The organism is Oceanospirillum sanctuarii (assembly GCF_002150805.1).
GTDB classification, from domain to species: Bacteria; Pseudomonadota; Gammaproteobacteria; order Pseudomonadales; family Halomonadaceae; genus Oceanospirillum; species Oceanospirillum sanctuarii.
In genome coordinates this window covers 441,309-466,078 of sequence record NZ_MTBA01000001.1, presented here as the reverse complement: position 1 = coordinate 466,078, position 24,770 = coordinate 441,309, and the positions used below count along the sequence as shown (strand labels likewise).

25 protein-coding genes and 1 tRNA gene are annotated in these 24,770 nt (G+C 48.9%); 6 read left to right on the top strand and 20 right to left on the bottom strand.

The features are described 5' to 3' along the window. The first annotated feature begins 223 nt into the window (after positions 1–223). A complete protein-coding gene (gene fabV, locus BV405_RS02065) occupies positions 224–1,426 on the top strand; it encodes an enoyl-ACP reductase FabV (protein ID WP_086479184.1) in 1,203 nt (400 codons plus the stop codon). Positions 1,427–1,567: 141 nt separating this feature from the next. Here the strand turns inward: fabV and BV405_RS02060 are convergent. Further along, positions 1,568–1,643: transfer RNA gene (locus BV405_RS02060), tRNA-Asn, on the bottom strand. Between the two features lie 147 nt (positions 1,644–1,790). On the opposite strand from BV405_RS02060, the gene BV405_RS02055 reads away from it, so the two are divergent. Both BV405_RS02055 and BV405_RS02050 read left to right on the top strand, forming a co-directional pair. Continuing rightward, entirely contained in the window at positions 1,791–3,005 is a 1,215-nt protein-coding gene (locus BV405_RS02055) for an EAL and HDOD domain-containing protein (protein WP_086479183.1), read from the top strand. A 13-nt stretch (positions 3,006–3,018) separates the two neighbouring features. Beyond that, the gene (locus BV405_RS02050; RefSeq protein WP_086479182.1) at positions 3,019–3,975 is read left to right on the top strand and encodes a chemotaxis protein CheV; all 957 of its coding nucleotides are present in this window, start codon (positions 3,019–3,021) and stop codon (positions 3,973–3,975) included. Positions 3,976–4,057: 82 nt separating this feature from the next. Here BV405_RS02050 and mtnA read toward each other — a convergent pair whose 3' ends face one another. After that, positions 4,058–5,134 carry an S-methyl-5-thioribose-1-phosphate isomerase gene (mtnA, locus tag BV405_RS02045; protein ID WP_086479181.1) on the bottom strand — a complete coding sequence of 359 codons (1,077 nt, stop codon included), beginning with the start codon at positions 5,132–5,134 and terminating at the stop codon, positions 4,058–4,060. A 172-nt stretch (positions 5,135–5,306) separates the two neighbouring features. On the opposite strand from mtnA, the gene BV405_RS02040 reads away from it, so the two are divergent. From BV405_RS02040 to BV405_RS02030, 3 genes are read left to right on the top strand one after another with little or no spacing between them, the layout of a single operon-like run. Further along, a complete protein-coding gene (locus BV405_RS02040; protein ID WP_086479180.1) occupies positions 5,307–6,635 on the top strand; it encodes a TRZ/ATZ family hydrolase in 1,329 nt (442 codons plus the stop codon). Beyond that, a complete protein-coding gene (gene ubiG / locus BV405_RS02035) occupies positions 6,628–7,356 on the top strand; it encodes a bifunctional 2-polyprenyl-6-hydroxyphenol methylase/3-demethylubiquinol 3-O-methyltransferase UbiG (RefSeq protein WP_086479179.1) in 729 nt (242 codons plus the stop codon). The genes BV405_RS02040 and ubiG overlap by 8 nt, the downstream gene beginning before the upstream one ends. Positions 7,357–7,392: 36 nt before the next feature. After that, positions 7,393–8,052: an HAD family hydrolase gene (locus BV405_RS02030; protein ID WP_086479178.1), complete on the top strand. Its 660-nt coding sequence runs from the start codon at positions 7,393–7,395 to the stop codon at positions 8,050–8,052. A gap of 52 nt (positions 8,053–8,104) precedes the next feature. On the opposite strand, the gene BV405_RS02025 is transcribed toward BV405_RS02030, so the two are convergent. The 18 genes from BV405_RS02025 to BV405_RS01935 all read right to left on the bottom strand — a co-directional run bounded on the left by BV405_RS02025 (position 8,105) and on the right by BV405_RS01935 (position 24,672). Beyond that, a complete protein-coding gene (locus tag BV405_RS02025) occupies positions 8,105–8,878 on the bottom strand; it encodes a YciK family oxidoreductase (RefSeq protein WP_086479177.1) in 774 nt (257 codons plus the stop codon). A gap of 70 nt (positions 8,879–8,948) precedes the next feature. Next, the gene (gene queC, locus BV405_RS02020) at positions 8,949–9,620 is read right to left on the bottom strand and encodes a 7-cyano-7-deazaguanine synthase QueC (protein ID WP_425435126.1); all 672 of its coding nucleotides are present in this window, start codon (positions 9,618–9,620) and stop codon (positions 8,949–8,951) included. Between the two features lie 112 nt (positions 9,621–9,732). Next, positions 9,733–10,497 carry a tol-pal system protein YbgF gene (ybgF, locus tag BV405_RS02015; RefSeq protein WP_086479175.1) on the bottom strand — a complete coding sequence of 255 codons (765 nt, stop codon included), beginning with the start codon at positions 10,495–10,497 and terminating at the stop codon, positions 9,733–9,735. 17 nt (positions 10,498–10,514) lie between these two features. Further along, a complete protein-coding gene (gene pal / locus BV405_RS02010; RefSeq protein ID WP_086479174.1) occupies positions 10,515–11,078 on the bottom strand; it encodes a peptidoglycan-associated lipoprotein Pal in 564 nt (187 codons plus the stop codon). Positions 11,079–11,128: 50 nt separating this feature from the next. Beyond that, on the bottom strand, positions 11,129–12,436 hold the full coding sequence (gene tolB, locus BV405_RS02005) for a Tol-Pal system beta propeller repeat protein TolB (protein ID WP_086479173.1): 1,308 nt from the start codon (positions 12,434–12,436) through the stop codon (positions 11,129–11,131). Next, a complete protein-coding gene (gene tolA / locus BV405_RS02000) occupies positions 12,436–13,392 on the bottom strand; it encodes a cell envelope integrity protein TolA (protein ID WP_086479172.1) in 957 nt (318 codons plus the stop codon). Before tolA ends, tolB begins: the two co-directional genes overlap by 1 nt. Further along, complete coding sequence (gene tolR / locus BV405_RS01995; protein WP_086479171.1) at positions 13,389–13,823, bottom strand: protein TolR; 435 nt, start codon at positions 13,821–13,823, stop codon at positions 13,389–13,391. Before tolR ends, tolA begins: the two co-directional genes overlap by 4 nt. Positions 13,824–13,825: 2 nt before the next feature. Further along, entirely contained in the window at positions 13,826–14,509 is a 684-nt protein-coding gene (tolQ, locus tag BV405_RS01990; RefSeq protein WP_086479170.1) for a protein TolQ, read from the bottom strand. Positions 14,510–14,672: 163 nt separating this feature from the next. Further along, complete coding sequence (ybgC, locus tag BV405_RS01985) at positions 14,673–15,128, bottom strand: tol-pal system-associated acyl-CoA thioesterase (RefSeq protein ID WP_086479169.1); 456 nt, start codon at positions 15,126–15,128, stop codon at positions 14,673–14,675. A gap of 56 nt (positions 15,129–15,184) precedes the next feature. Beyond that, positions 15,185–16,192 (bottom strand): Holliday junction branch migration DNA helicase RuvB, encoded by a 1,008-nt coding sequence (gene ruvB, locus BV405_RS01980; protein ID WP_086479168.1) that lies wholly within the window; start codon positions 16,190–16,192, stop codon positions 15,185–15,187. Positions 16,193–16,238: 46 nt separating this feature from the next. Then, positions 16,239–16,856 (bottom strand): Holliday junction branch migration protein RuvA, encoded by a 618-nt coding sequence (gene ruvA, locus BV405_RS01975; RefSeq protein WP_086479167.1) that lies wholly within the window; start codon positions 16,854–16,856, stop codon positions 16,239–16,241. Positions 16,857–16,889: 33 nt separating this feature from the next. After that, the gene (locus BV405_RS01970) at positions 16,890–17,579 is read right to left on the bottom strand and encodes a trimeric intracellular cation channel family protein (RefSeq protein WP_086479166.1); all 690 of its coding nucleotides are present in this window, start codon (positions 17,577–17,579) and stop codon (positions 16,890–16,892) included. 6 nt (positions 17,580–17,585) lie between these two features. Continuing rightward, positions 17,586–18,122, bottom strand: a complete 537-nt coding sequence (gene ruvC, locus BV405_RS01965; protein ID WP_086479165.1) for a crossover junction endodeoxyribonuclease RuvC — start codon at positions 18,120–18,122, stop codon at positions 17,586–17,588. A gap of 107 nt (positions 18,123–18,229) precedes the next feature. Beyond that, on the bottom strand, positions 18,230–18,976 hold the full coding sequence (locus BV405_RS01960) for a YebC/PmpR family DNA-binding transcriptional regulator (protein ID WP_086479164.1): 747 nt from the start codon (positions 18,974–18,976) through the stop codon (positions 18,230–18,232). A gap of 217 nt (positions 18,977–19,193) precedes the next feature. Beyond that, positions 19,194–20,969 (bottom strand): aspartate--tRNA ligase, encoded by a 1,776-nt coding sequence (gene aspS, locus BV405_RS01955; protein WP_086479163.1) that lies wholly within the window; start codon positions 20,967–20,969, stop codon positions 19,194–19,196. Between the two features lie 354 nt (positions 20,970–21,323). After that, on the bottom strand, positions 21,324–22,232 hold the full coding sequence (locus tag BV405_RS01950; protein WP_086479162.1) for a LysR family transcriptional regulator: 909 nt from the start codon (positions 22,230–22,232) through the stop codon (positions 21,324–21,326). A 322-nt stretch (positions 22,233–22,554) separates the two neighbouring features. After that, complete coding sequence (gcvT, locus tag BV405_RS01945) at positions 22,555–23,682, bottom strand: glycine cleavage system aminomethyltransferase GcvT (protein WP_086479161.1); 1,128 nt, start codon at positions 23,680–23,682, stop codon at positions 22,555–22,557. A 342-nt stretch (positions 23,683–24,024) separates the two neighbouring features. Then, positions 24,025–24,672, bottom strand: a complete 648-nt coding sequence (locus tag BV405_RS01935) for a helix-turn-helix domain-containing protein (protein ID WP_086479159.1) — start codon at positions 24,670–24,672, stop codon at positions 24,025–24,027. Positions 24,673–24,770: the final 98 nt, after the last annotated feature.

The following is a 24,770-nucleotide window of genomic DNA, read 5'->3' as shown; positions in this document are numbered from 1 at the left end:
TTTTTTATCTGCCTCTTGAGGCTCGCTACCTTGAGTTCTGCCGTTCCTGTACACAAATCCAACAGAAGAAAAGAAACGTTGCAAAAGCAGCCTAATCAAACAGTTAATTCCTCTTCTCGGTACAAGACCTTCGAATGAGAGTAAGGTATCATTGCCTCAACTGGGCATCGGTCTCTTTACCGTCGCCTGCTCCACCCGAAGAGATTAACAACGCAGACGAATTATGATTATTAAGCCAAAAATTCGCGGTTTTATTTGTACAACAACTCACCCAACAGGATGTGAAGCCAATGTGCGTGAACAGATCGAGTTCACCAAGGCACAGGGCCCAATCAAAAACGGACCTAAGCGCGTTCTGGTGATCGGTTCTTCAAGTGGTTATGGTCTTTCTTCCCGCATTGCAGCTGCTTTCGGTTCCGGTGCGTCCACCATCGGCGTTTTCTTTGAAAAGCCAGCGACTGAGAAGAAACCCGGTACAGCAGGCTGGTACAATGCCGCAGCATTCGACAAAGCCGCTACTGAGGCTGGTCTGTATGCGAAAAGCATCAATGGCGATGCCTTCTCCCACGAAGCACGCGCTAAAGTTATCGAACTGATCAAACAGGATCTGGGCGATATCGATATGGTGGTTTACTCACTGGCTTCTCCGGTTCGTAAACTGCCGGATACCGGCGAAGTGATCCGTTCCAGCCTGAAGCCAATCGGCCAGCCTTACCGTTCTACTGCGATCGACACCAACAAAGATGTGATCACTGAAGCAGAAATCGAACCGGCTACCGAGCAGGAAGTTGCCGACACCGTAACTGTAATGGGTGGCGAAGACTGGGAACTCTGGATCAACGCCCTGAACGACGCTGGTGTTCTGGCTGAAGGATGCAGAACCGTTGCTTATTCTTACATCGGTACCGACATCACCTGGCCAATCTACTGGCACGGTGCTCTGGGCAAAGCCAAAGAAGATCTGGATCGTGCAGCATCTGCCCTGGACAGCAAACTGGGCGAGAAAGGCGGCAGCGCTAACGTTGCTGTACTGAAGTCTGTTGTAACTCAGGCGTCTTCAGCTATTCCTGTAATGCCTCTGTATCTGGCGATGGTATTCCGTATCATGCGCGAACAAGGCCTGCATGAAGGCTGCATGCAGCAGATTCACCGTATGTTCAGCACTCAGCTGTTTAAAGATGATAACTCTGCACCTGCTACTGACGATACCAACCGTCTTCGTCTGGATGACTGGGAACTGAAAGAAGAAGTTCAGCAGGCTTGCCGTGAACTTTGGCCCCAAGTTACCACTGAGAATCTGTTCGACGTAACTGATTACCAGCTGTACAAGGATGAGTTCCTGAAACTGTTTGGTTTCGGCGTTGATGGTGTTGATTACGAAGCAGACGTAAATCCTGTAGTAGATTTCGAGCCAATCGAACTCTAATCTAACGGGTTGTATGCCAAAAACCTCACAGAGTGTGCTCTGTGAGGTTTTTTTATGTCTGATTTTTCGTATTGCAATGTACCGCCGAAAAATTGCAGACATAAAAAAACCCGCTTTCTGAAGAAAGCGGGTTTTAGAATTTGGCTCCCCGAGCAGGACTCGAACCTGCGACCAATAGATTAACAGTCTACTGCTCTACCAACTGAGCTATCAGGGATCTCTCTAATAGATGGCGCGTATTATAGGCTATTATTTTATGACGTCAACAGTATTTTTTTGCTTTTTTTCATATAGATCAGATTGTTTACAAGGACACCATAGTAAAAGAAAACAATCAGGGTAAGATGGCTGCAAAGTGGACTTAATGGCAGGTACCAGAGTGGAAAACAGATCAGAAACCCCCTTCGCCCGTATTCCTGTTTGCGATTCAGATTTCAATGTAATCGCCTACGAATTAATGGCCGGAGATAAAGGACAATACCAACCTGCCCTTCCTGAAATTATCTCAGCTACCTTAACAGATCCCAGAATCCATGATCTGTTAAATCAAAGACCAGCTCTTCTGTTAGCCGATGCCGAGACAGTTGGACTTATCTATAACGAACTGCGCTTTCCAATGGACCAGTTCTGGCTGATGCTGGAATCCCGCCAAGCGATACGTATCGATCCTATTCTGATTAAGGGCCTTAAAAAGCGTGGAGCGCACTTCGGACTGTCTCTGAACCATGGAGACCTGCCAGACCTGTCCGATGAGTTACTCTCTCATATCAGCTTTATCAGAGCTCCCAGCGAGTATTACACTAAGAAGCACCTTAACCGCCAGGTAGACAGCAACTGGCGCTGTATCGCCTCTGAAGTAGATGATGAGAACCTTTTTGCCGCATTGCGTGAACAGGGAATTGATACAATTCAGGGGCGCTATCTGCCTCGCCCCGAAACAACGGATATTAAACAAATCCCCAGTAACAAGTTGATTGCACTTGAAATTCTCAACATGCTGGGGGATGTCAATGTTTCATTAGAAGATCTCGAAAATCTGATTGTTCAGGACTTACAGCTTTACTATAAACTGTTAAGATTCATTAATTCTGCGTATTATAACTTTAATCGCAAAATCAATAGCATCAAAGAGGCGTTAATCTATCTGGGTCTTAACTCTCTGCGCAGTATCAGTCTGGTTATTGCACTGTCGGAATCGACAACCCGATCACCGGATCTGTTCTATCTCGCTCTGACACGAGCGAGAATGTGTGAGTTACTGGCTAAATCAAACGGCTGGCCAAATGAGTCAATTTTCTTTAACGCCGGTTTGATTTCATTACTGGATGTTCTGCTCGATATTCCGATGGATACTATTTTGTCGGAACTTCCTCTGAGCGCAGCAATTAAAGATGCTGTGCTACATTTTGAAGGAAGAACCGGAGCAGCTCTGCAATGCGCCATCTATTATGAGCATGTGGACTGGCAAAAAATCGAGGATAGCCAGTTCGATAAGGATCTCGCGCACTCGGCCTACCTGGAAGCAAGCCGATGGGCAACCGCTCTGCAACAGGGACTAACCAATTCCGCAGAGGCATAGGAGTTTTAGTGTAATGAGCAAACTTCTTAACAGTGTTAACCAGCGAACGCAGCTGGCCGGTGAAAACCGGTTGGAGCTTTTGCTGTTCCGTCTGGAAGACAAACAACTGTACGGCATCAACGTCTTCAAGGTGAAAAAAATCATCACCTGCCCATCTCTGAATGAGATGCCTCATCGCCACCCGATCGCTCTTGGTGTAGCAAACACCATGGACGGACCTCTGCCGATCATCGACCTGAAACTTGCTATTGGTCACGGTAACTCTGAAAAAGTTAAGGGCAAAAGCGTTATTGTTGCTGAATACAACCGAAAAATGCAGGGCTTCCTCGTTGATAAGGTTGAACACATCATCAATATTGAGTGGAGCGACATTCATCCACCACCACGGGGCGTTGGTAAAGAGCACTACCTCACGGCTATTTCCAAATACGGCGATGAAATTATTGAGATCATCGACGTAGAAAAGATTATTGCTGAGATTATGCCGTTCAATGAGGAGGTTGAGGCTCCAATCACAGCAGCACTGGACTCAGCTTACGAGGAGCAGAGCGGTGATGGGGCAGCGCCTAATAAAAACGTGCTGGTTGTTGATGACTCGGTTGTGGCGCGCAATCAGATCAAGCGCTGTCTTGAAGCGGTTGGTTTTACCTGCACACTACTGAAGAACGGACTTGAGGCGTATCAGCATCTTGAAGAGCTCACTATGGCCGGTAAACATCCTAACGATGAATACCTGATGATGATCTCAGATATCGAAATGCCGGAAATGGATGGTTACACCCTCACCCGTCGTGTGAAAGAGAATGCAGATATGAAAGATCTGTACACTCTTCTTCATACCTCGTTGAGCGGCGTATTCAACAAAGCAATGGTCGAGAAAGTGGGTGCTGATGACTTTATCGCTAAGTTTGATGCTAACGAGCTGGCTAATGCGGTGCTTGAACGCCTGAAACCATCCAGCGCAGCCTGATCTGACAATCAGAGCCCAGAAACAAAAAAACCTGATCCGAAGATCAGGTTTTTTTATATCTCAATACAGAGAAAAAAGCCGATTAGTGCAGACGCTCGTTGCTCATCAGTGCCTTCATTTTCTCAACAGTCGGACGCTCAACAACACCTTTCTCGGTAACAATCACATCAATCAGATCTGCCGGTGTCACATCAAAAACAGGGTTAAAGACATCCACACCTTCCGGTGCCACCTGCTGACCTTTAACAGCTACAACCTCATCCGGCCCCCGCTCTTCGATTGGAATATCATCGCCGTGTTCAAGACTCATATCAATGGTGCTTGATGGCGCAACCACCATAAAACGCACACCATGATGCAGTGCCAGTACCGCAAGGTTATAGGTACCTATCTTATTCGCAACATCACCATTTGCAGTGATACGGTCAGCCCCTACGATCACCCAGGATATATCCTGAGTTTTCATAATATGTGCCGCTGCACCTTCAACATTGAGGGATACCGGAATACCTTCACGCATCAGCTCCCAAGCGGTCAAACGAGCCCCTTGAAACCAAGGACGGGTTTCATCGGCATGCACATGATCGATCAGGCCTTTATCAAAAGCAGTACGAATAACTCCCAGAGCAGTGCCTAAGCCACCAGTAGCCAAAGCACCGGTATTGCAGTGGGTCATGACCGAACGTCCGGAATCCTGAGTATCTGCGATCAGCTCTGCGCCAAACTCGCCCATAGTGCGATTTGCAGCAATATCAGATTGATGAATCTCAATAGCAATCTTGAGCAAAGCCGCTTCCGGATTCACATCCATCGGCAGCTTCTCGATCACAGCCTTCATCTTATCCAGCGCCCAAAACAGATTTACCGCCGTTGGCCGGGAATCAGCCAGCACCTGAATAGAATCCGCCAGCGGCGATTTCCAGTCGCTTGTTGCCGTAGCAAAACAAGCGCGGGCTGCCAGAACAACCCCATAGGCTGCCGTAATACCGATTGCCGGAGCGCCACGAACAACCATATCTGTAATAGCAGAGGCAACTGCATCAGAATCATGATACGAGAGGTACTCTTCTTTCTCGGGCAGAATTCGCTGGTCAAGCAATTTCAGGTGGTCATCCTGCCAGATAATCGCCTCTACACCATTTTCTTCACTGATGCTCATTTACAACTCCGGTAATCAAATGCCTCGACAGGTTTAGAATCCATGCCACAGGTCAACGGGATAAAATCAAGGCCGGTATTATAACGATGAGCAGAAAAATCGACAGTGCCAGCGCATCAAAAAGTGCATATACTGTACGGAAGTTTTTGTTATCTATCAGGATTTTCTCTTTATGACGAGCCAAGTCGATACACTTTTGCACGCTCGCTGGATCGTACCGGTTGATGCTGCTCAGTCCGTCCTGGAGCATCACAGTATTGCCATCAGCCAGGGAAAAATTCTCGACGTTCTGCCAACGGATCAGGCGAGACAAACCTATACATCTAAACACGAACTGGAACTGACCGATCAATTGCTCATGCCGGGGCTTATCAATGCCCATGGCCATGCAGCGATGAGTCTGTTTCGCGGCCTAGCGGACGATCTCGCGCTGATGACCTGGCTGCAGGAACATATCTGGCCTGCAGAGGGCGCTTTTGTCAGCCCAGAATTTGTTCGGGATGGTACCCGGCTTGCTATCGCTGAGATGCTTAAGTCCGGCACAACCTGCTTCAGCGATATGTATTTCTACCCGGATGTTGCCGCAGAAACTGCAACTGAACTGGGTATTCGCGCCCAGATCTGCTGCCCGATTCTCGATTTCCCGACACCTTGGGCAAAAGATGCTGATGAGGGCATTCATAAAGCAGTTGAAGTGCATTCTGCTCAGCGGCATAACACGCTGGTATCAATCGCTTTCGGCCCCCACGCGCCCTACACCGTTTCTGATGAACCTCTTAAGAAAATTGCTTCGCTGCACGAAGAGCTTCAGATTCCGGTTCAGATGCATGTTCATGAGACCGCTTTTGAAGTTGCTGAAGCGGAGAAATCAGGCCTGCGACCGATTGCTCGCCTCGAAAAGCTTGGCTTGCTGGGCCCTAATTTTCAGGCCGTGCATGTCACACAGGTTGACGATGAAGATCTGGATCTTCTGGCTAAGAATAAGGTGAAGGTTGTTCACTGCCCGGAGTCTAATCTTAAGCTTGCCAGTGGTTTTTGTCCGGTCGACAAACTGCTCAAAGCTGGTGTCAGCGTATCTTTGGGTACGGATGGAGCCGCCAGCAATAACGATCTGGATCTGTTTGGTGAAATGCAAACAGCCGCTCAACTGGCAAAAGCAGTTGCAGGTGATGCCGCTGCAGTTCCGGCCTATGAGGCGATCCGCATGGCAACTCTATCTGGCGCAGAATGCCTTGGCATTGACGAAATTACAGGTAGCCTTGAATCAGGTAAAGCCGCTGATATTATTGCTATCGATATGTCTCGCCTCGAAACCTTGCCTGTTTTCAACCCGGTATCACAACTGGTTTACACCCGCATGGCCGACAAGGTTAACCATGTTTGGGTTAATGGTAAAATGCTGGTTCGAGATGGTCTTCTGACCCAAATTGATATTGAAAAACTGAAACAACAAGCCCGCCAATGGGGAGAAAAAATTCGTGCAGGAGACAACAATGACTGAGTCAAATAAACCACAGAACGTTGACTTCAGTGAAGTTGCAAAGTTTGAAGCTCTGGCTTCACGCTGGTGGGATCGCGAAAGTGAGTTTAAACCCCTTCACGATATCAATCCGCTCCGTCTGAACTTTATCGACGAGCGTGCTGGCCTAGCCGGTAAGAAAGTACTAGATGTTGGTTGCGGTGGCGGCATCCTGAGCGAAAGCATGGCTCAACGGGGTGCCGATGTTTCCGGTATAGATATGGGCGAAGCACCTCTCTCAGTGGCCAAACTACATCAGTTGGAAAGCGGCCTGAATATCAATTATCGCCGCATAACCGCCGAAGAACTGGCTGATCAGGAACCTGAGCAGTACGACGTGGTTACCTGTCTTGAGATGCTTGAACACGTGCCGGAACCTGCCAAGGTTATTGCCGCATGCGCCCGCCTGGTAAAACCCGGTGGCCAGGTCTTTTTCTCGACCATCAACCGCAATCCTAAAGCCTACCTGTTCGCTATTGTCGGCGCTGAATATCTACTGAAAATGCTGCCAAAAGGCACCCACGACTTCAGCAAGTTTATTCGCCCTTCAGAACTGGGCAGCTGGACACGCGCCGCAGGACTTAAGAACGGCGACCTGACCGGCATGACCTACAATCCACTAACCAAGCACTACAAGCTTGATTCAAAGGACGTTACGGTCAACTACCTACTCCAGTGCTTTAAACCTGCAGAAACGATTTAAGGACAATCAGGCCGCAACTAGCGGCCTGTTTTTATTATGATCAGATCACCTTCAGCCGTACTCTTTGATCTTGATGGCACCCTGCTGGATACCGCCAACGATCTCGCTAACTGCCTTAACCTGCTTCTTTCTGAAGAAAAAAAGCCAACGCTACCACTTGACGCCATCAGGCTGCATGTCTCAAACGGCGCAAATGCGATGCTGGATTTTGGCTTTGGCGCTATCGAAGAGTCATATAAACAAAATCTGCGAGAGCGGCTTCTCAAGCTGTATGAAGCAAATATAGCAACCCATACCGTCTGGTTTGACGGCCTGGAAGCCTTCACATCACTACTGAGAGAAAAAGGAATTCCGTGGGGCATCGTTACCAACAAACCTCGTCTCTATACAGATCTCCTGCTCGACGCGATGCAAATAAGCTCAGTTATTGATGTCGTGGTATGTCCCGACGACCTGAACATCGCTAAACCGGATCCTCGTCCGATGCTACACGCCTGCCAGCAGATCAGCGCAGAACCCTCAAGCTGTGTTTATGTTGGTGATCATATTCGTGATATTGAAGCCGGAAAAGCGGCAGGCATGAAGACAATTGCAGCAGCTTATGGCTATCTGGAAGCACCTGAACAGGTGTATGAATGGCAAGCCGACTTTATTATCAATAAGAGCACAGATATCAGCCAGCTATTCGATCTTTAGCCCTAAAACCAAAAAAACGGCCCGAAGGCCGTTTTTGTGGACATAGAAACACTTAAGCTTCTGCATCAACCTTAGCAGGCTGAGCATCGTACTTCTGCCCATTAACGCCTTTGCTGTCCGGCCCCATCAGATACAGGTAAGTACCCATAATCTCATGAGGCGTACGTAATGTGGCTGGATTTTCACCTGGATAAGCCAGCTGACGCATACCGGTTCGTGTCGCCCCAGGATTCAGACTATTAACACGGATGCTGGAGATATTCTCTAACTCATCAGCCAGAGTTTCCATCAGGCCTTCAGTCGCGAACTTAGAGATGCTGTACGCTCCCCAGAAAGCACGACCTTTACGACCCACACTGGACGATGTGAAGATGATACTCGCGTCCTTTGACTCATACATCAGAGACAACAGCGACTGAGTCATCAGAAGTGCGGAGTTAAAGTTAACCTGCATCACCTGCTCCCAGAGCTGAGGGTTATAAGCCTCAACAGGAGTCAAAGAACCCAGGATACCAGCGTTATGCAGAATGCCATCAATACGGCCAAACTCTTTCTGCAGCAACTCGGCCATTTCACCGTAATCTTTGTAAGTTGCGGTTTCAAAGTTCAGAGGAAAAATGGCTGGCTGAGCCCCACCAGCTTCTTCAATCTCGTCATAGACTTCCTCAAGCTTTTTGATGGTGCGGCCAACCAGAATTACCGTTGCACCATGAGCTGCATAAGCTTTCGCAGCTTCACGACCAATACCATCACTGGCACCAGTCACAAGAATAATACGGTCTTTCAGCAGATCCGCAGGGGCCTTGTAATCAAACTCACACAACATAGAAAATCCTCAATCGCACCATCACTTAATCGCCGGATATCTTACCAATCCGAACACACCGACTTTGTTATCAGACCGCATATCGGGTTGGATCAGCCACACCCGCATCGGAAAATCCTTTAGCCCTCAGTCGGCAACTATCACACACACCGCAGGCACGACCTTCGTCGTCAGCCTGGTAGCAGGAAACTGTCAGACTGTAATCAACACCAGCAGCTATACCGGATTTGATGATCTCAGCCTTGGTTAAGTTCAAAAGCGGAGTCTCAATATGCAGCTTATTACCCTCAACACCAGCCTTAGTTGCCAGGTTGGCCATCACTTCATAAGCATTAATAAATTCCGGACGACAATCCGGATAACCGGAATAATCAACAGCATTTACCCCAATAAAGATATGCTGAGCCTCAAGTACTTCTGCCCAAGCTAAGGCTATCGACAGGAAAACCGTGTTTCTGGCAGGAACATAGGTTACTGGAATGCCGTCGCTTTCATCCTCAGGGACATCTATATCGTGATCAGTCAGCGCCGAACCACCAAAATCATTCAATCCCAGACGAATAACTTTATGCGCCTTGGCACCATGTTTTTTAGCAACATCCCCTGCTGCTTTCAGTTCAGAGATTTGACGCTGTCCATAATCAAAGCTTAATGCGTAACACTCGTATCCCTGAGCGACTGCTGATGCCAGAACGGTGGCCGAATCCAGACCACCCGATACTAAAACTACTGCTTTTTTTATAGCCATTATATTTACAACGCCAAAACCTGATAATTACAGAAAAACAAACGGCGCATTGTATAACAAAGCGCCGTTCATCGGTACAAACAGATAATAGTCAGACCACATCAGATCATTTCTGTTGTGCATCCAGGAATTGATCCGCAAGTTTAGAAGCCGTACTTTTGGGGAACTGCTTCTTCACTTCGTTCATCTGAGCTTTTGCTTTATCCATCTGACCATAACGAGCATAAACCAATCCTAACTTATAACTGGCATCAGGTACTTTACGACTCTTGGGATAAGTCTCAACTACTGTCAGAAAGACTCTTTCAGCCTCCTGTGTGAGATTCTTAACCATATACAGCTCACCTAACCAATAATAGGCATTAGGCAACAAACTGGAATCAGGATAATTCTTAATAAAGCCCTGATAAGCACTAATCGCCTGATCAAACTTTTGCTGTTTAACCAGAGCATAAGCACTTTGATAAGCTTCTTTTGCCGTACCGCTTACAACGGGTAAAACAGAAGAGCTATCATCAGGCTCAGAGGCAACAACCTTGTTATCTCGAAGATCAGACACCTGCTTAGACAGATCGCTTAAACGGCGATCCGCATCCAGATAACGGTCCCGGCCATCTTTCTGAAGCTGACTAATCATCTGCTGCTGCTGTTCAACTACATTACGCAGCATCTGCATCTCTTGTTGCAGTTGCTGAATCTGAAGCAGTAATTGAGCATTCGCGGTGTTTTGAGGGGCTGGCTGAACTGCTACCGGAGGTTCTGCACCAAGGACAGGGGCATTTTCATCAGTAAACAGTGTTGCGGCCTGAAGAGAAAAGGATGCTGCCATAAGCGGCAGCACCTTTAAAGCATTACGGAATGGGATAGACATCCTGCCTCCGTCTTAGCTTAGTATTTGATTTCTACACGACGGTTTTTAGACCATGCAGCATTGTTGTGACCGATAACTGCAGGCTTTTCTTCACCGTAGCTGATTACTTCGATGCGATCAGCGCTTACGCCCTGAACCATGAAGTAGTTCTTAACCGCGTTACCACGACGCTCGCCCAGCGCGTTGTTGTATTCGCGGGTACCACGCTCGTCAGCGTGACCTTCCAGAACAACATTCTGTGCAGGGTTAGCGTTCAGGTAAGCAACATGCAGATCCAGAACTTCACGAGAATCATCGCGGATTACAGAAGTGTCGAAGTCGAAGTAAACAGTTTCAACTTCAGGCAATGCAGCAATTGCAGAAGAAGCCTGGTCCTGCAGGTTCTGTGCTTCCTGACCCAGTTGCTCACCATTTACAGCAGAATCACCATTAGAACCGTCACTAGTGATTACAGGCTGAACCTGACCATCTGTAGACGCATTAACGTCATCCTGAGTAACTGCATCGTTACCACCACAGCCAGCCAGTACGGCCAGAGTTGCGCCAAAGAACAAAGTCTTGCTGTATTTTTTAAATTCCATATCAGGCTCCTGAAGCGATCGGGACTTACTTTATAGTTAAAATAACAATATTAATTCGTTAAAAAAGGCGACCAAGCAGGCTCTCGTACATCAGCACGCTGGGAGGGAAGTCGGTAACGAATCTGACCATTTACAGAAACAGCTCCTAAATATCCCCTTGATCCTTCCTGTGTCGCATAAATTAACATACTTCCATTAGGAGAAACACTGGGAGACTCATCTAATGGCGTCTGAGTTAGTATTCTCAGACGATTATTTGCCAGCTCCTGTGCAGCAATATGAAAGATGCCATCTTTCTGATGCACAAAATAGATCTCAGTACCGTCCGGTGAAAAACGAGCACGTGCATTATAGTTACCTTCAAATGTCAATCGCTCTGTTTCACCAGATACTAAATCAAGCTGGTAAATCTGGGGTCCACCACTTCGGGAAGAGGTGAACATAATTCTTTCGCCATCAGGAGACCACTCAGGTTCTGTATCGATAGCATAATGCTTTGTCAGGCGCTTCATCTTATAAGTGTTCAGATCGATAACATATAACTCTGGATTACCATCTTTAGATAAAACAACCGCTAATTTCTCTCCATCCGGAGACCAGGATGGCGCACCATTAAGACCTTTAAACGCTGTCAATTGTCGGCGCTTACCTGAATATACGTTCTGAATAAAGATACCCGGCCGCCCCGTCTCAAATGACACATAGGCTAAGTGCTGCGCATCAGGCGACCATGAAGGTGATAAAATCGGTTTGTACGTCGTCAAAATTGACTTTTCACGACGACCATCAGCATCTGCCACCTTGAGTTCATATTTATTCTGGCCTGCTTCATCCTTACGCATGGTCACATAAGCAAGACGTGTGGAAAAAGCTCCCTCAATACCAGTAAGGTGTTCAAATACCTTATCGCTAATATAGTGAGCCCTTGAGCGCAGCTCACTTACCTTACCCGAGATAACTTCGCCTAAAACACGAGTCTGACGAACAACATCGTAAAGCTCAAACTGAATCGTTAACACACCGGGAGAAACAGAAGGTCTAACCTGTCCTATCAGAAGATAATCCTGTTTTAACAGCGACCAGTCACGAAAATAGATCTCACTTTTCTGACTGGGCAGGCTCAACATATCACTACGGGACAACGGGCGAATCAGACCACTTCGCTCAAGGTCGTCCGAGACAATCTGCGCGACATCCTCAGGCAAAGGACTCTGACCTAACCATGCAAAAGGAACAACAGCAACCGGCGTTGCTCTGTCATTGCCCTGGGTAATTTCAATGGTCAGGTCTGCAACTGCCTGCTGGGTAACACATAGCAAGGTAAAAGCAGCTGCTTTAATCCATTTCTTAAAAGGCATTACTGAATATCCTCAGGTTTAAACACCAGATTAAACGATCGGAAAGCATCTCTTTGATGCGGTTTAAGGTCCTGTAACTCACGAAAAGGCCCCGCACGATAAACCGCCTGCTCAGCCGAGCGATCAAAGGCACTATCTTTACTGGACTCAATCACATTAACAGACTTCACTTCACCGGTAGGTAAAAGCTCAATCTTAAGAACCGCCTGCATCCCTTTTCGCGCTGTAGGCGGCCGAGACCAGTTCTGCTCTACGTAACTTTTAATCAGCATCTGCATAGACGCCAGACGTTCACGGTCTTCCAACTGCGATAAGAAAGCCTCTTCCTCATCCAGAGCAGCCTGAAGTGAGCGTTTTTCAGCTTCGATGGCTTCTTTCCGTTTTCGCTCGGCTTCAGCCGCTGCAAGAGCTGCTTTCTGCTCTTTAGCTGCAGCCAACTGAGCTTCACGTTTTCGTATTTCTTCCTGCTTACGGGCTTCTCCAGCTTTTTTAGCTTGCTCCGCCTTAAGCTGTTGTTGACGTTTTAACTCTGCTTGTTTCTTTGCTTCTTCCGCAGCCTTACGGTCAGCCTCACGCTTCGCGGCTGCTTCCTGTCGTTTACGCTCTAACTCTTTCTGGCGCGCCTCTTCTTCCCGCTGCCGGATCAATGCCTGCTTACGGGCTTCGGCCTGTCTCTGAAGTTCCTGCTGGCGGCGACGCTCTTGCTCAGCGCGAGCCTTGGCTTTAGCAGCATCTTGTGCACGCTGCTTCTGACGCATTGCCTCTATAGGATCCTGCTGCACAGCAACTGCTGAGATAATGTCCTCAGGATTTATTTTGGGCATGCGCTGTTCTGAAATCGTACTGGCTTGCTGCCAGCCAAACCAAAGCAACCAGAAGCCCAACAGGTGGGTGCCTACAGCAATCAACAAAGGAAACAGCAATCCACTGCCCTGTATCGGAGTATCCTGTCTCATTTCTCGGGAGGCTGTGACAATAAACCAATATTACGGGCACCGGCCTGCTGCAGAACACTCATCAGCTGGATAACGGAGCCATATTCAACATTCTTATCACCACGAACCAGAACCTGAACGGCGGGGTTCTGACGGGTGATCTTGCCGACTTTCAGCGACAGATCTGCAGGATCAATAGGCTGCTCTTTATCCGGACCTAACTCAAGGAAGTACTCACCAGACTTTTTAACAGCAACAATCAAAGGCAGATCATCTTCATTGACATCTAAGGGGGCAGAGACTGCTTCAGGTAGCTCAACCTTAACCCCCTGAGTCAGGATCGGGGCAGTCACCATAAAGATCACCAGCAGTACCAACATCACATCGATGTAAGGAACAACATTGATCTCTGCAACCAGCTTTTTCGGCTTACGGTAGCGGTATCCGGACATAATCAGCCTGCGTTCTGACTGTGGACGTTACGGTGAAGGATGCTGGAGAATTCATCAGCAAAGGTTTCATAGCGCACCATCAGCAACTCGGTTTTCGTCGAGTATCGGTTGTACGCAATAACCGCAGGAATCGCTGCAAAAAGCCCCATCGCTGTTGCGATCAAGGCTTCAGAAATCGAAGGTGCTACAACAGCTAGAGTCGCCTGTTGGACATGAGCAAGATCACGGAAGGAGTTCATAATCCCCCAAACCGTACCAAACAGGCCAATATAAGGACTGGTAGAACCAACGGTAGCAAGGAAAGGAAGGTTTTCACTCAGACGCTCTTCTTCACGCGCTAGTGCCACTCGCATCGCACGTTGTACACCTTCCAATAAGGCATCCGAATCGACTGAGCTCTTTTGGCTCAGACGGGAGAACTCTTTAAAACCTGCACGGAAGATATTTTCTGCTCCAGAGCCGTTGGCTTCACTGCTCACTTCGCGATACAGCTGGGAAAGATCCATACCGGACCAGAAACGATCCTCAAACTCTTCCATGCTTTTCTTGGCATGACCAATAACCGCGGCACGCTGCAGAATAAACATCCAGGAAAGAATCGAAGCCAAAACCAGACTGGCCATTACCAACTGAACTACAACACTGGCTTCAACAATCAACCCCAGCAAAGATAGCTTATCGTCCACATGCGCCCCTTTTGATATAAACTAAAAACTTAATATTAAACGGCCAAGATACTGTTATAAATGAAAAAAAGCTTCAATTTCAATCCTTTCAGACAAGTGTGACAGAAAAAGTTCCTGTCTGAAAAGCTGTCATTTTCAATCAACATTCTTAATTCCCAGTTTTTCACTGGGAATTATCTGCGATTAACGTTTCGAATCGCTCAGAAACCGCATCAGGCCAAGCTTTTGGGCGGTAAGAATCACCCTGCACACAGGCAACTTTAACGGTTGCAGCATTTAGTAACGTTTCTTTGCCATCTATTTCTTTGACAATTTTCTGTTCAAAAACAAGGTAAGTACGTGCCATTTTGGCAATCCTGACAAAAACTGTCAGTTCATCATCCAAAACCGCAGGACGCTTGTAATCCGCTTGCACACTGGAAACAACGAAAAGCAGATTATCTTCATTTTTAAGCGCCTCCTGCTGAAAACCGATATGTCGCAGGGCTTCAGTCCGCGCGCGCTCATAAAACTTGAGATAATTGGCGTAATACACAACGCCCCCGGTGTCCGTGTCTTCGTAATAAACACGAACCGGCCAACTAAACGGATAACTGTCTTTACTTAAAACGTCTGACATAGAAAACCTTTAAAAACCCTGCACTCATAAAACCCCTACTCATAATAAAACGGCACTCAGCTATCTGGCTGAGTAATACCAAAATGCAGATAAGCCTGAGGCGTCACCATACGCCCCCGTGGTGTACGCATCATAAAACCCTGCTGTATCAGAAAAGGCTCCAGCACATCTTCAATGGTGTCGCGCTCCTCACCAATTGCCGCAGACAGGTTATCAACTCCAACCGGCCCGCCACCAAATTTTTCAATCATGGTAAGCAGCAAACGGCGATCCATATGATCAAAACCATGGGTATCGACATTGAGCATGTTCAGTGCGCGGTCAGCAATTTCACCGGTAATCACACCATCGCCTTTAACCTGCGCATAATCACGCACGCGGCGTAGCAGGCGGTTAGCGATACGAGGTGTACCCCGTGAGCGTTTCGCTACCTCCAGCGCACCGTGAGACTCAATCTCCATCTTCATCAGTTCTGCCGAACGGGTAACAATAGAACTCAGATCCTCAACGCTGTAGAACTCAAGACGTTGGACGATTCCGAAACGGTCACGTAACGGTGAGGTCAGAAGGCCAGCGCGTGTGGTAGCACCAACCAGCGTAAAAGCAGGCAGATCGATTTTGATCGAACGCGCCGCCGGCCCCTCACCGATCATAATATCCAGCTGATAGTCTTCCATTGCCGGATACAGCACCTCTTCCACTGCGGGGCTCAAACGATGAATCTCATCAATAAAGAGCACATCCCCCTCTTCCAGATTGGTCAGCAGAGCCGCAATGTCTCCCGCCTTTTCCAGAACAGGGCCTGAGGTGCTTTTGATATCAACCCCCATCTCACTGGCGATGATATTGGCCAGAGTCGTCTTACCCAGACCCGGAGGACCGAATACCAGAGTGTGATCCAGAGCATCATCACGGTTTCGGGCTGCAGAGATGAAGATCTCCATCTGCTCACGAACCTGAGGCTGACCAACATAATCTTTGAGGTATTGAGGTCGCATAGCGCGATCCTGATGCTCCTCAGGTTCGCGGTTTATGGCAGATACGAGACGGTCTGCTTCAATCATTCATTTGGCCTATCAGTTCGTCAGAAGATGAATTAAACACTGTATATTAAATCATACCTTTTAAGGCAGCACGGATCAGCTCTTCTGTACTCATTCCTGCCGTATACACAGAGTTAACCGCTTTGCTTGCCTGCGCAGGCTTGTAACCCAAGGCCAAAAGCGCCTGCTCCGCTTCTTCACGGCCATCTGAGACCTGAACGGGCGCGACAGCTTCACCGGAATCCGGAGCAGTTAATTCGAAGACTTCAGGATCCGTCGCCCAGTCTTTCAGGCGATCTTTCATTTCGATCAGCAAACGCTCAGCAGTTTTCTTACCAACACCAGGTAGTTTAACCAGGGCATTGGTATCGCCATCATTCACACAACGAACAAACTGAGAGGCTTCAATACCGGAAAGGATAGTCAGCGCCAATTTAGGCCCTACACCATTCACCTTGATCAGATCACGAAACAGACGACGCTCATTACGATCACCAAAGCCATACAACAGCTGAGCATCTTCGCGAACCACAAAATGCGTAAAGAGCTCTACCGCCTCGCCAAGAGCCGGCAGTTGATAAAAGGTACTCATCGGTGCTTCAACTTCATAACCAACACCATTCACATCGATCAGCAGTTGTGGTGGCATTTTTTCTACCAGAATGCCTTTTAGTCGTCCAATCATCGTCTCTTATTCCTGTTCTTATCCAATCGACGCTTATTTCGAAGCCTGAGATTTCTTCGCTTCCCGCTGCAGGCGCTTTTCTTCTGCAGTCTTGTAAGACAGCAGAAACACCGGCAACTGAAGATTCCAGTAGATCGCGGCAAGCCTTAAACCGATCACAAAAGTCATGGTAACAATGGCGCTGAAAGCCTCTGTGCCCGGCGGTAAAAACCAGCGCATATTCACAAAGACAACGGCTCCCGCCATCGCTGCAGTGGCATAGATCTCTTTCTGGAAGATCATCGGAATCTCTCCGGTTAGTACATCCCGTACAACACCACCGAAAACGCCGGTCATAACCCCCATCATTACCGCAATTACCGGTGGATGGCCAATATTCAGGGCAACCTGAGCACCAATAACGGTAAAAACGCCTAAACCAATCGCATCAGAGACCTGAAGCGTGCGGTATGGGAAAGGATGAAAACGAGCTGCGATAAAGGTCATCACTGTCGTACCGACAATGATCCAGATATAGAGGGTTTCGATGACCCAGAAAACCGGCGTCCGCCCCAGAACCAGATCCCGGATTGTTCCGCCTCCGATAGCCGTCACCATACCCACCACGATAACCCCAAAGAGATCGAGGCGTTTTTCACTGGCAGCCAGCACACCGGTAATAGCAAAAACGATAGTGCCAAAAATATCGAGATAATAGATAAAAGGGATATTAAACAGCGTCATGCTGCATTACTCCGGACGGAATTGACGCCAGCTACTGCTGCGACGGCCACCGCTTTTACCGGCACGAGCAACCAATCCTAGATTGGTATTAGCGTGACAGATAGCGATAGCCAGCGCATCGGCGGCATCAGATTGAGGAAGATCGGAAAGTTTGAGCATGGCAGCAACCATCTGCTGCACCTGAACTTTGGTGGCCGCACCGGTTCCTGCAACAGCCTGCTTAATCAGACGGGCGGCGTATTCACTGACAGGTAAGCCCACATTGGCGGCAGCAACTATAGCCACGCCCCTTGCCTGCCCCAGCTTCAAAGCAGAGTCAGCATTTTTTGCCATAAAGACCTGCTCAATGGCGAACTGGGTCGGCTGATATTGAGCGATAACCTCGGAAACACCGGCATAGACCTGCTGCAGCTTATCCGCCAGAGTATCTCCGGTAATACGGATAAATCCGCTGCCAACGTATTGCATACGCTGACCTTCCATACGGATCACGCCATAACCGGTTTTACGGCTACCGGGGTCAATGCCCAAGATAATGGCCATAACTATCCTTAGAAGATCATCCCGCTTGTATCAGCCTTGATAAAACCGACACAAGCGAACTGATCGAAAGTTAAGTCAGCATAAAAAAGCTGACACAATGCGCCCTGTTAGCCCAGCTGTTCCATAACATCAGCAGGAATATCAGCATTGCTGTAGACGTTCTGAACATCATCCAGATCTTCAAGATGTTCAATCAGCGCCAGAATTTTTTCAGCGCCTTCTTTGTCCATCGGTGCTGTTGTCGATGGCACCATCGTCACTTCACCGCCTGCAGCCTCAAGACCCGCTTTAGCAAGAGCTTCTTTTACTGAGTTAAACTCAGTCCAGTCTGTGGTCACTTCGATAGAACCGTCATCATGGGTGACAACATCTTCAGCACCTGCTTCCAGGGCTGCTTCCATGATAGTGTCTTCATCGGCACCAGCTTCGAAATAGATCTGGCCTTTTTTCTCAAACAGATACGCCACAGAGCCGTCGGTACCCAGATTGCCACCACGCTTACTGAACGCATGACGCACTTCAGCAACGGTTCGGTTCTTGTTATCCGACATACATTCAACCAGTACAGCGACACCACCCGGGCCATAGCCCTCATAGGTCATCTCTTCGACGTTATCACTGTCCGCATCACCGGCACCGCGGGCGATCGCACGATCAATGGTGTCACGGGTCATATTCGCGCTAAGCGCCTTATCGACAGCAGCACGAAGACGAGGATTGTCTTCCGGCAGAGGACCGCCCTGACGCGCAGCAACAGTCAGCTCACGAATCAACTTGGTGAAAATTTTGCCACGCTTCGCATCCTGCGCAGCTTTCCGGTGTTTAATGTTTGCCCATTTACTGTGGCCAGCCATTCCAAACTCCCGTTTGTATCTGAGTGATTAACACAACCTCTTTATTTAACCGCCTTCAGAATCCACAGAAGGTAATAACCAACCGCCAGATCCGAAACAATCACAAGCAGTTAAATAAAGACGCTAAAACTAAAATGGGCATCAGAGAGAATCTGATGCCCATCGAGACCATAAGCGCCGAACCAGCCAGCGCTCAAGGCACAGCTATAAAAGCTACTTACTCTTCCGTTGGTGCGATCTTCTGACGCAGACGGATGTTCAGTTCTTTAAGCTGATCAGCACTTACCTCACCCGGAGCAGCAGTCATAACACAGCCAGCACTCTGAGTTTTAGGGAAGGCGATAACTTCACGGATCGACTGAGAGTCAGTCATCAGCATCACCAGACGATCCAGACCGAATGCCAGACCACCGTGTGGTGGCGCACCGAACTTCAGAGCATCCAGCAGGAAGCCGAACTTCTCTTTCTGCTCTTCTTCGCTGATACCCAGCACGCGGAATACCGCCTGCTGCATCGCCTGATCGTGGATACGGATAGAACCGCCACCCAGCTCAGTACCGTTCAGAACCATATCGTAAGCTACAGACAGAGCTGCTGCCGGGTTCGCTTCCAGCTCTTCAGCAGAACATGCCGGAGAGGTGAACGGGTGGTGCAGTGCAGACAGAGAACCGTCGTCGTTCTCTTCGAACATCGGGAAGTCTACAACCCACAGTGGTGCCCACTTAGCGGTGTACAGGTTCAGATCTTCACCCAGCTTGCAGCGCAGTGCGCCCAGAGCTTCGTTAACGATCTTAGCTTTATCAGCGCCGAAGAAGATGATGTCGCCGTCTTGTGCATCAACACGATCCAGAACGTCATCGATCACGTTTTCCATGAACTTAACGATTGGAGACTGCAGACCTTCCAGACCCGCTTTACGGTCATTAACCTTGATCCAGGCCAGACCTTTCGCACCGTAGATACCTACGAACTTGGTGTACTCGTCGATCTGCTTACGGCTCAGCTCAGCACCGCCAGGTACACGCAGAGCAGCAACACGACCTTTAGGATCCGTTGCAGGACCAGAGAATACTTTGAAGTCTACCTGTGCCATCAGGTCGCCCATGTCGACCATTTCCAGCGGGATACGCAGATCCGGCTTGTCGCTACCGAAGCGGTGCATCGCTTCAGCAAATGGCATACGTGGGAATTCGCCCAGATCAACATCCAGAACTTCTTTGAACAGCTGAGTCGCCATGCCTTCAGCCAGGTTCATAATGTCTTCGTCAGTTACGAAAGACGCTTCCATATCGATCTGGGTAAATTCAGGCTGACGGTCAGCACGCAGATCTTCATCACGGAAACATTTCGCGATCTGGTAGTAACGATCCATACCAGACACCATCAGCAGCTGCTTGAACAGCTGAGGTGACTGAGGCAGAGCAAAGAAGCTGCCCGCGTGGGTACGGCTAGGTACCAGATAGTCACGTGCACCTTCCGGAGTTGCACGAGTCAGAATTGGAGTTTCGATATCCAGGAAGCCTTTCTCATCCAGATACTTACGGATGGAGTGAGTCATCTTGGAACGGAAACGCAGTTTTTCCAGCATCTCAGGACGACGCAGATCCACGTAGCGGTACTTCAGACGTACGTCTTCACCCACTTTTACGTGCTCATCCAGAGGGAATGGAGGCGTTTCAGAAGCGTTCAGAACCTGAACGTCTTTACCCAGAACTTCGATCATGCCCGTTGGCATGTTCGCATTAGTAGTACCTTCAGGACGCGCACGAACCAGACCTTTAATCTGCAGAACGTATTCGCTACGGCTCTTATCAGCAGTTGCAAACGCTTCTACAGTATCAGGGTCAACAACAACCTGAGTCAGACCGTCACGGTCACGCAGATCTAAGAAAATAACCCCACCGTGGTCACGACGACGGTGTACCCAGCCACACAGAGTGACTTCTTCACCGATATGGGCTTCATTCAGTTCGCCGCAATAATGGCTGCGCATAATTATGTCCTGTTTTCCTGTTGTACTCTTAATAGCTGCAAACTCTGATATGGGAGCTTACAGCCATGATTCAATGGCGGCTGATGCCTTGGATGCCCGTTTTACCCTCAGTAAAACCTGCACCGCTTAATTCTTGGGTTGAACGTTTTTAAACAGCTTCAATAGAGTGTCAGTCCAACACACGCCTTCAGACCAGCATGCAAAGCGGCGTATTATATACCCGACCCTGCACCAACTCCACCGCCTGCGATAAAGATTTAGCTGCAATCTCAGGGAAAAAGCATGTTAAAACAAAAATCTAGCTAAATCGGCAAACACGCAAACGACCTGAGGAGCAAACAGCCAACCTTAAGCCTATTTACCGTAGCGCTCACCAATCAACTGCCATAAACGATCTACCATCGGCTTTTCATCACTGGCCGAGCGATAAAGACAGATAGCTAACGGAATCACCCACTGCTCTGACCCACAGGGAACAATAGCACCGGATTCCAGCTCCTGCTTAATGGTTACTTCCGGCAACCAGGCCACGCCTTCACCAGCCAGAACCATCTCTTTTAACCCCTGAGCCATAGCGGTTTCATAAACCTTCTTCAAACTCAGATCACCCAGCTGAGAACGCAAACGCTCCCGAACCGCCTGCCCAAGCATCGCCTCAGAGGTATAAGCCAGATAAGGCACATCCTGATCGACACCTAACCGATAGATCGCCTGCCCGTGTCGGGTTGCTTTGCACACCGGCATCAGACGGGTCCAGCCCAGCTGACAATGGGGAAACAGCGCCTCATCCAGACGAATCCAGGACTGCGGATCATGAAACGCCAACAGGAAATCACACTCCCCTTTACGCAGGGCATTCAGCCCCACGTCGACATTGGCCGCCTCAGTGCGCACCATAAAACCGCTTTCCTGCTGGCGAATCCAGCGCACCAGCTCAGGCATCAGAGTAAACGTCAGGGCATGTGCCGCACAGAAGTTAATTCGGGGAAGATAACCACCAGAGGGAGATAGCTGACGCACAGCAGCCTGCAGCTGGGCCAACACCTTGCGGGCAGTCGGCAGAAATTGCTGCCCCGCCTCACTCAGACGAACCGGCTGCACATCACGTTCAAAAAGCTGCGCTCCTACCGATTGCTCAAGGGTCTTGATGCGACGACTGAAAGCGGGCTGAGTCACATGACGCAGTCGGGCTGCCTGGGAAAAACTCTGGGTTTTTGCTAACGCCAGAAAGTCTTCCAGCCACTTTGTTTCTATGTTGTGCATGCTCTACCGCTAACGCCTCCGCTCAAGGCGCACTATTGGATTCAATTTCGCCTGATAATTCAACCAACTTAGCTGCATTATTTAAGAAAAATGTCAGCCGGTAGCGAATCAAACCAATTTTTTATCAGCCAAAAAACAAAGCCCCTGATAAATTGTTTTATCAGGGGCTTTGCTCAACCTAAGACAACACATCAGTCACGAAGCATGGCCAGAGGTTTCAACCGCTTTCAGCCGACACCGGAACAGGGCAGTGTTCAGACGCCAACCTTAAATGCGATTCTTTTAGCTCGAGTCTTAACCGCGAGCTCTTTACCACGCGCTTTTAACCACGATAGTAGCGCTGCTCAACCAATGGCATCTTAGCCACTGTCATTGGCAACTGCTTACCACGCACGCTTGCGAAAACCTGAGTTTCCAGCGCAGAGAATTCAGTCGCCACATAACCCATAGCAACCGGCTTCTCAGCGGTCGGGCCGAAAGTACCACTGGTCACAACACCAATCTTGTTGCCATCAGCATCGAACAGCTCAGCGCCTTCACGGATCGGAGCACGACCTTCAGCAACCAGACCAACACGCTTACGGGTCCAGTCTTTGTTAGCGATCTGACCCAGAATGATATCCGCACCCGGGAAACCACCGGCACGCTCACCATCCGCACGACGTACTTTTGAGATCGCCCAGATCAGACTTGCTTCCAGAGGAGTCGTGGTTGTGTCGATATCATGACCGTACAGACACAGACCTGCTTCCAGACGCAGAGAGTCACGAGCACCAAGGCCAATCGCTTCAACTTCCGGCTCATTCAGGAACAGACGGCAGATGCGCTCTGCATCTGCAGAAGGGATAGAGATTTCAAAGCCGTCTTCACCGGTATAACCGGAGCGTGAAACCAGACACTCAACGCCATCAACTTTAACGACACGGGCATCCATAAAGACCATATCAGCAGTTTCCGGAGCAAAACGCGCCATTACAGCAGCCGCTTCAGGACCCTGCAGAGCAACCAGCGCCGCATCGTCCATCACTTCCAGCTCAACATCATCACCCAGGTTTGCACGCATGTGAGCGATATCCTGCTCTTTACAAGCCGCGTTCACTACCACGTAGATGTAATCACCGTGATTGGTCACCATCAGGTCGTCCATTACACCGCCCTGCTCGTTGGTGAACAGCGCATAACGCTGCTTGCCAGCCGGCAGATCGATGATATCAACAGGAACCAGAGACTCCAGAGCCTTAGCCGCATTGGCACCATGCAGTTTCACCTGACCCATGTGGGACACATCAAACAGACCCGCTTTCTCACGAGTTTGGATGTGCTCTTTTTTAACACCCAGAGGATACTGAACCGGCATCTCGTAGCCCGCGAACGGAACCATACGAGCACCCAGCTCATTGTGAAGGTCAAATAAAGGAGTTTTTTTCAGAGCACCCTGCGCGTCTGCCATCGTAAACCTCATTTCAAAACAAAAACCTCTGAACAAGTTAGACCATTTTCAGGCGGTATCCAGAGGTAAGTTGCAAGCCGATCAAAACAATCCGCTCAATCAAAGTTTCTTATTGGAAACAAAGCTAACGAAATAGGAAACCTGATGCAAGAAAAGATTGATTCCGGATGCGCTACAAGCCAGAAACACCCTATCAACACAAAAACAAGACGAGGCAAAGAGACTTAAACAACAACCAAGCGACTCAACTGAAGAGAGAGAAAGACAAGAAAAGCGAAGAAAAACAATACAGTAGAAACAGATCGAAAGCGGGCAGAGCCGCTTTCATGGCAAAACCTCAGATCAGGCAGTAACCCACAGCACTACCGCATCATCTTCACTGGTGGAAACCAGAGAGTGCCCCATGGCACAGTCATAATAAGCAGAATCACCTTCCATCAGCTCAATCGGCTCATAAAACTCGGTATAAAGAAGCACCGAGCCAGACAGCACATATAGCAGCTCCTCCCCCTCATGGCGAACCCACTCAGGGTACTCCTCAATCGAGCGCGCCCGAACGACAGTTCTATAGGGAATCATCTTCTTGCTGGTTAACTGAGTACTAAGCAGCTCATGCTCATAGGTCGGAGTCGGATGCGGCCTACCCTCACCTTTACGGGTGATATCACGACGACCTGTCGCTGCCACCGCTTCTTTCGGACGGGTAAACAGCTGCGGCATATCGATACCGAGGCCGTTGGCCAGCTTGGTAACCACAGAGAAGGTCGGGGAGATCTGATCGTTCTCGATCTTAGACAGTGTAGAACGGGCCAGACCGGTCAGCTTACTCGCTTCTTCTAAGGTCAGATTCTGACTCAGCCGGATCTCACGCACACGCTTACCCAGCTCCAGAGGCTCGACATAAGACTCAGCATTGGATTCAGCGCGGGTGATCTGGATCTTTTCTTCACGCTGTTTTTCTTCGATCAGAAAATGCGGCTCTTCAGGCATCGCCCGCTCCCTAATATGACTTTATCAGCCGTTTCTAACTTTCCGATCCGAAACACAACACCAAGCTTACAACCCGCCAACATCGATAAAAAACAAAA

Excerpts from the sequence above, each read along its gene's own strand:
- tolB (WP_086479173.1), bottom strand. The coding sequence starts at position 12,436 with ATGCCTTTTAAGAAATGGATTAAAGCAGCTGCTTTTACCTTGCTATGT.
- ruvC (WP_086479165.1), bottom strand. The coding sequence starts at position 18,122 with ATGGCCATTATCTTGGGCATTGACCCCGGTAGCCGTAAAACCGGTTAT.
- BV405_RS02025 (WP_086479177.1), bottom strand. The coding sequence starts at position 8,878 with ATGTTGTGTGAGTTTGATTACAAGGCCCCTGCGGATCTGCTGAAAGAC.
- ruvB (WP_086479168.1), bottom strand. The coding sequence starts at position 16,192 with ATGATTGAAGCAGACCGTCTCGTATCTGCCATAAACCGCGAACCTGAG.
- ybgF (WP_086479175.1), bottom strand. The coding sequence starts at position 10,497 with ATGTCTATCCCATTCCGTAATGCTTTAAAGGTGCTGCCGCTTATGGCA.
- mtnA (WP_086479181.1), bottom strand. The coding sequence starts at position 5,134 with ATGAGCATCAGTGAAGAAAATGGTGTAGAGGCGATTATCTGGCAGGAT.
- fabV (WP_086479184.1), top strand. The coding sequence starts at position 224 with ATGATTATTAAGCCAAAAATTCGCGGTTTTATTTGTACAACAACTCAC.
- BV405_RS02055 (WP_086479183.1), top strand. The coding sequence starts at position 1,791 with ATGGCAGGTACCAGAGTGGAAAACAGATCAGAAACCCCCTTCGCCCGT.
- ruvA (WP_086479167.1), bottom strand. The coding sequence starts at position 16,856 with ATGATTGGACGACTAAAAGGCATTCTGGTAGAAAAAATGCCACCACAA.
- ubiG (WP_086479179.1), top strand. The coding sequence starts at position 6,628 with ATGACTGAGTCAAATAAACCACAGAACGTTGACTTCAGTGAAGTTGCA.
- pal (WP_086479174.1), bottom strand. The coding sequence starts at position 11,078 with ATGGAATTTAAAAAATACAGCAAGACTTTGTTCTTTGGCGCAACTCTG.
- ybgC (WP_086479169.1), bottom strand. The coding sequence starts at position 15,128 with ATGTCAGACGTTTTAAGTAAAGACAGTTATCCGTTTAGTTGGCCGGTT.
- BV405_RS02040 (WP_086479180.1), top strand. The coding sequence starts at position 5,307 with ATGACGAGCCAAGTCGATACACTTTTGCACGCTCGCTGGATCGTACCG.
- BV405_RS01970 (WP_086479166.1), bottom strand. The coding sequence starts at position 17,579 with ATGACGCTGTTTAATATCCCTTTTATCTATTATCTCGATATTTTTGGC.
- BV405_RS01960 (WP_086479164.1), bottom strand. The coding sequence starts at position 18,976 with ATGGCTGGCCACAGTAAATGGGCAAACATTAAACACCGGAAAGCTGCG.
- BV405_RS01950 (WP_086479162.1), bottom strand. The coding sequence starts at position 22,232 with ATGCACAACATAGAAACAAAGTGGCTGGAAGACTTTCTGGCGTTAGCA.
- gcvT (WP_086479161.1), bottom strand. The coding sequence starts at position 23,682 with ATGGCAGACGCGCAGGGTGCTCTGAAAAAAACTCCTTTATTTGACCTT.
- BV405_RS01935 (WP_086479159.1), bottom strand. The coding sequence starts at position 24,672 with ATGCCTGAAGAGCCGCATTTTCTGATCGAAGAAAAACAGCGTGAAGAA.
- BV405_RS02030 (WP_086479178.1), top strand. The coding sequence starts at position 7,393 with ATGATCAGATCACCTTCAGCCGTACTCTTTGATCTTGATGGCACCCTG.
- tolA (WP_086479172.1), bottom strand. The coding sequence starts at position 13,392 with ATGAGACAGGATACTCCGATACAGGGCAGTGGATTGCTGTTTCCTTTG.
- aspS (WP_086479163.1), bottom strand. The coding sequence starts at position 20,969 with ATGCGCAGCCATTATTGCGGCGAACTGAATGAAGCCCATATCGGTGAA.
- tolR (WP_086479171.1), bottom strand. The coding sequence starts at position 13,823 with ATGTCCGGATACCGCTACCGTAAGCCGAAAAAGCTGGTTGCAGAGATC.
- BV405_RS02050 (WP_086479182.1), top strand. The coding sequence starts at position 3,019 with ATGAGCAAACTTCTTAACAGTGTTAACCAGCGAACGCAGCTGGCCGGT.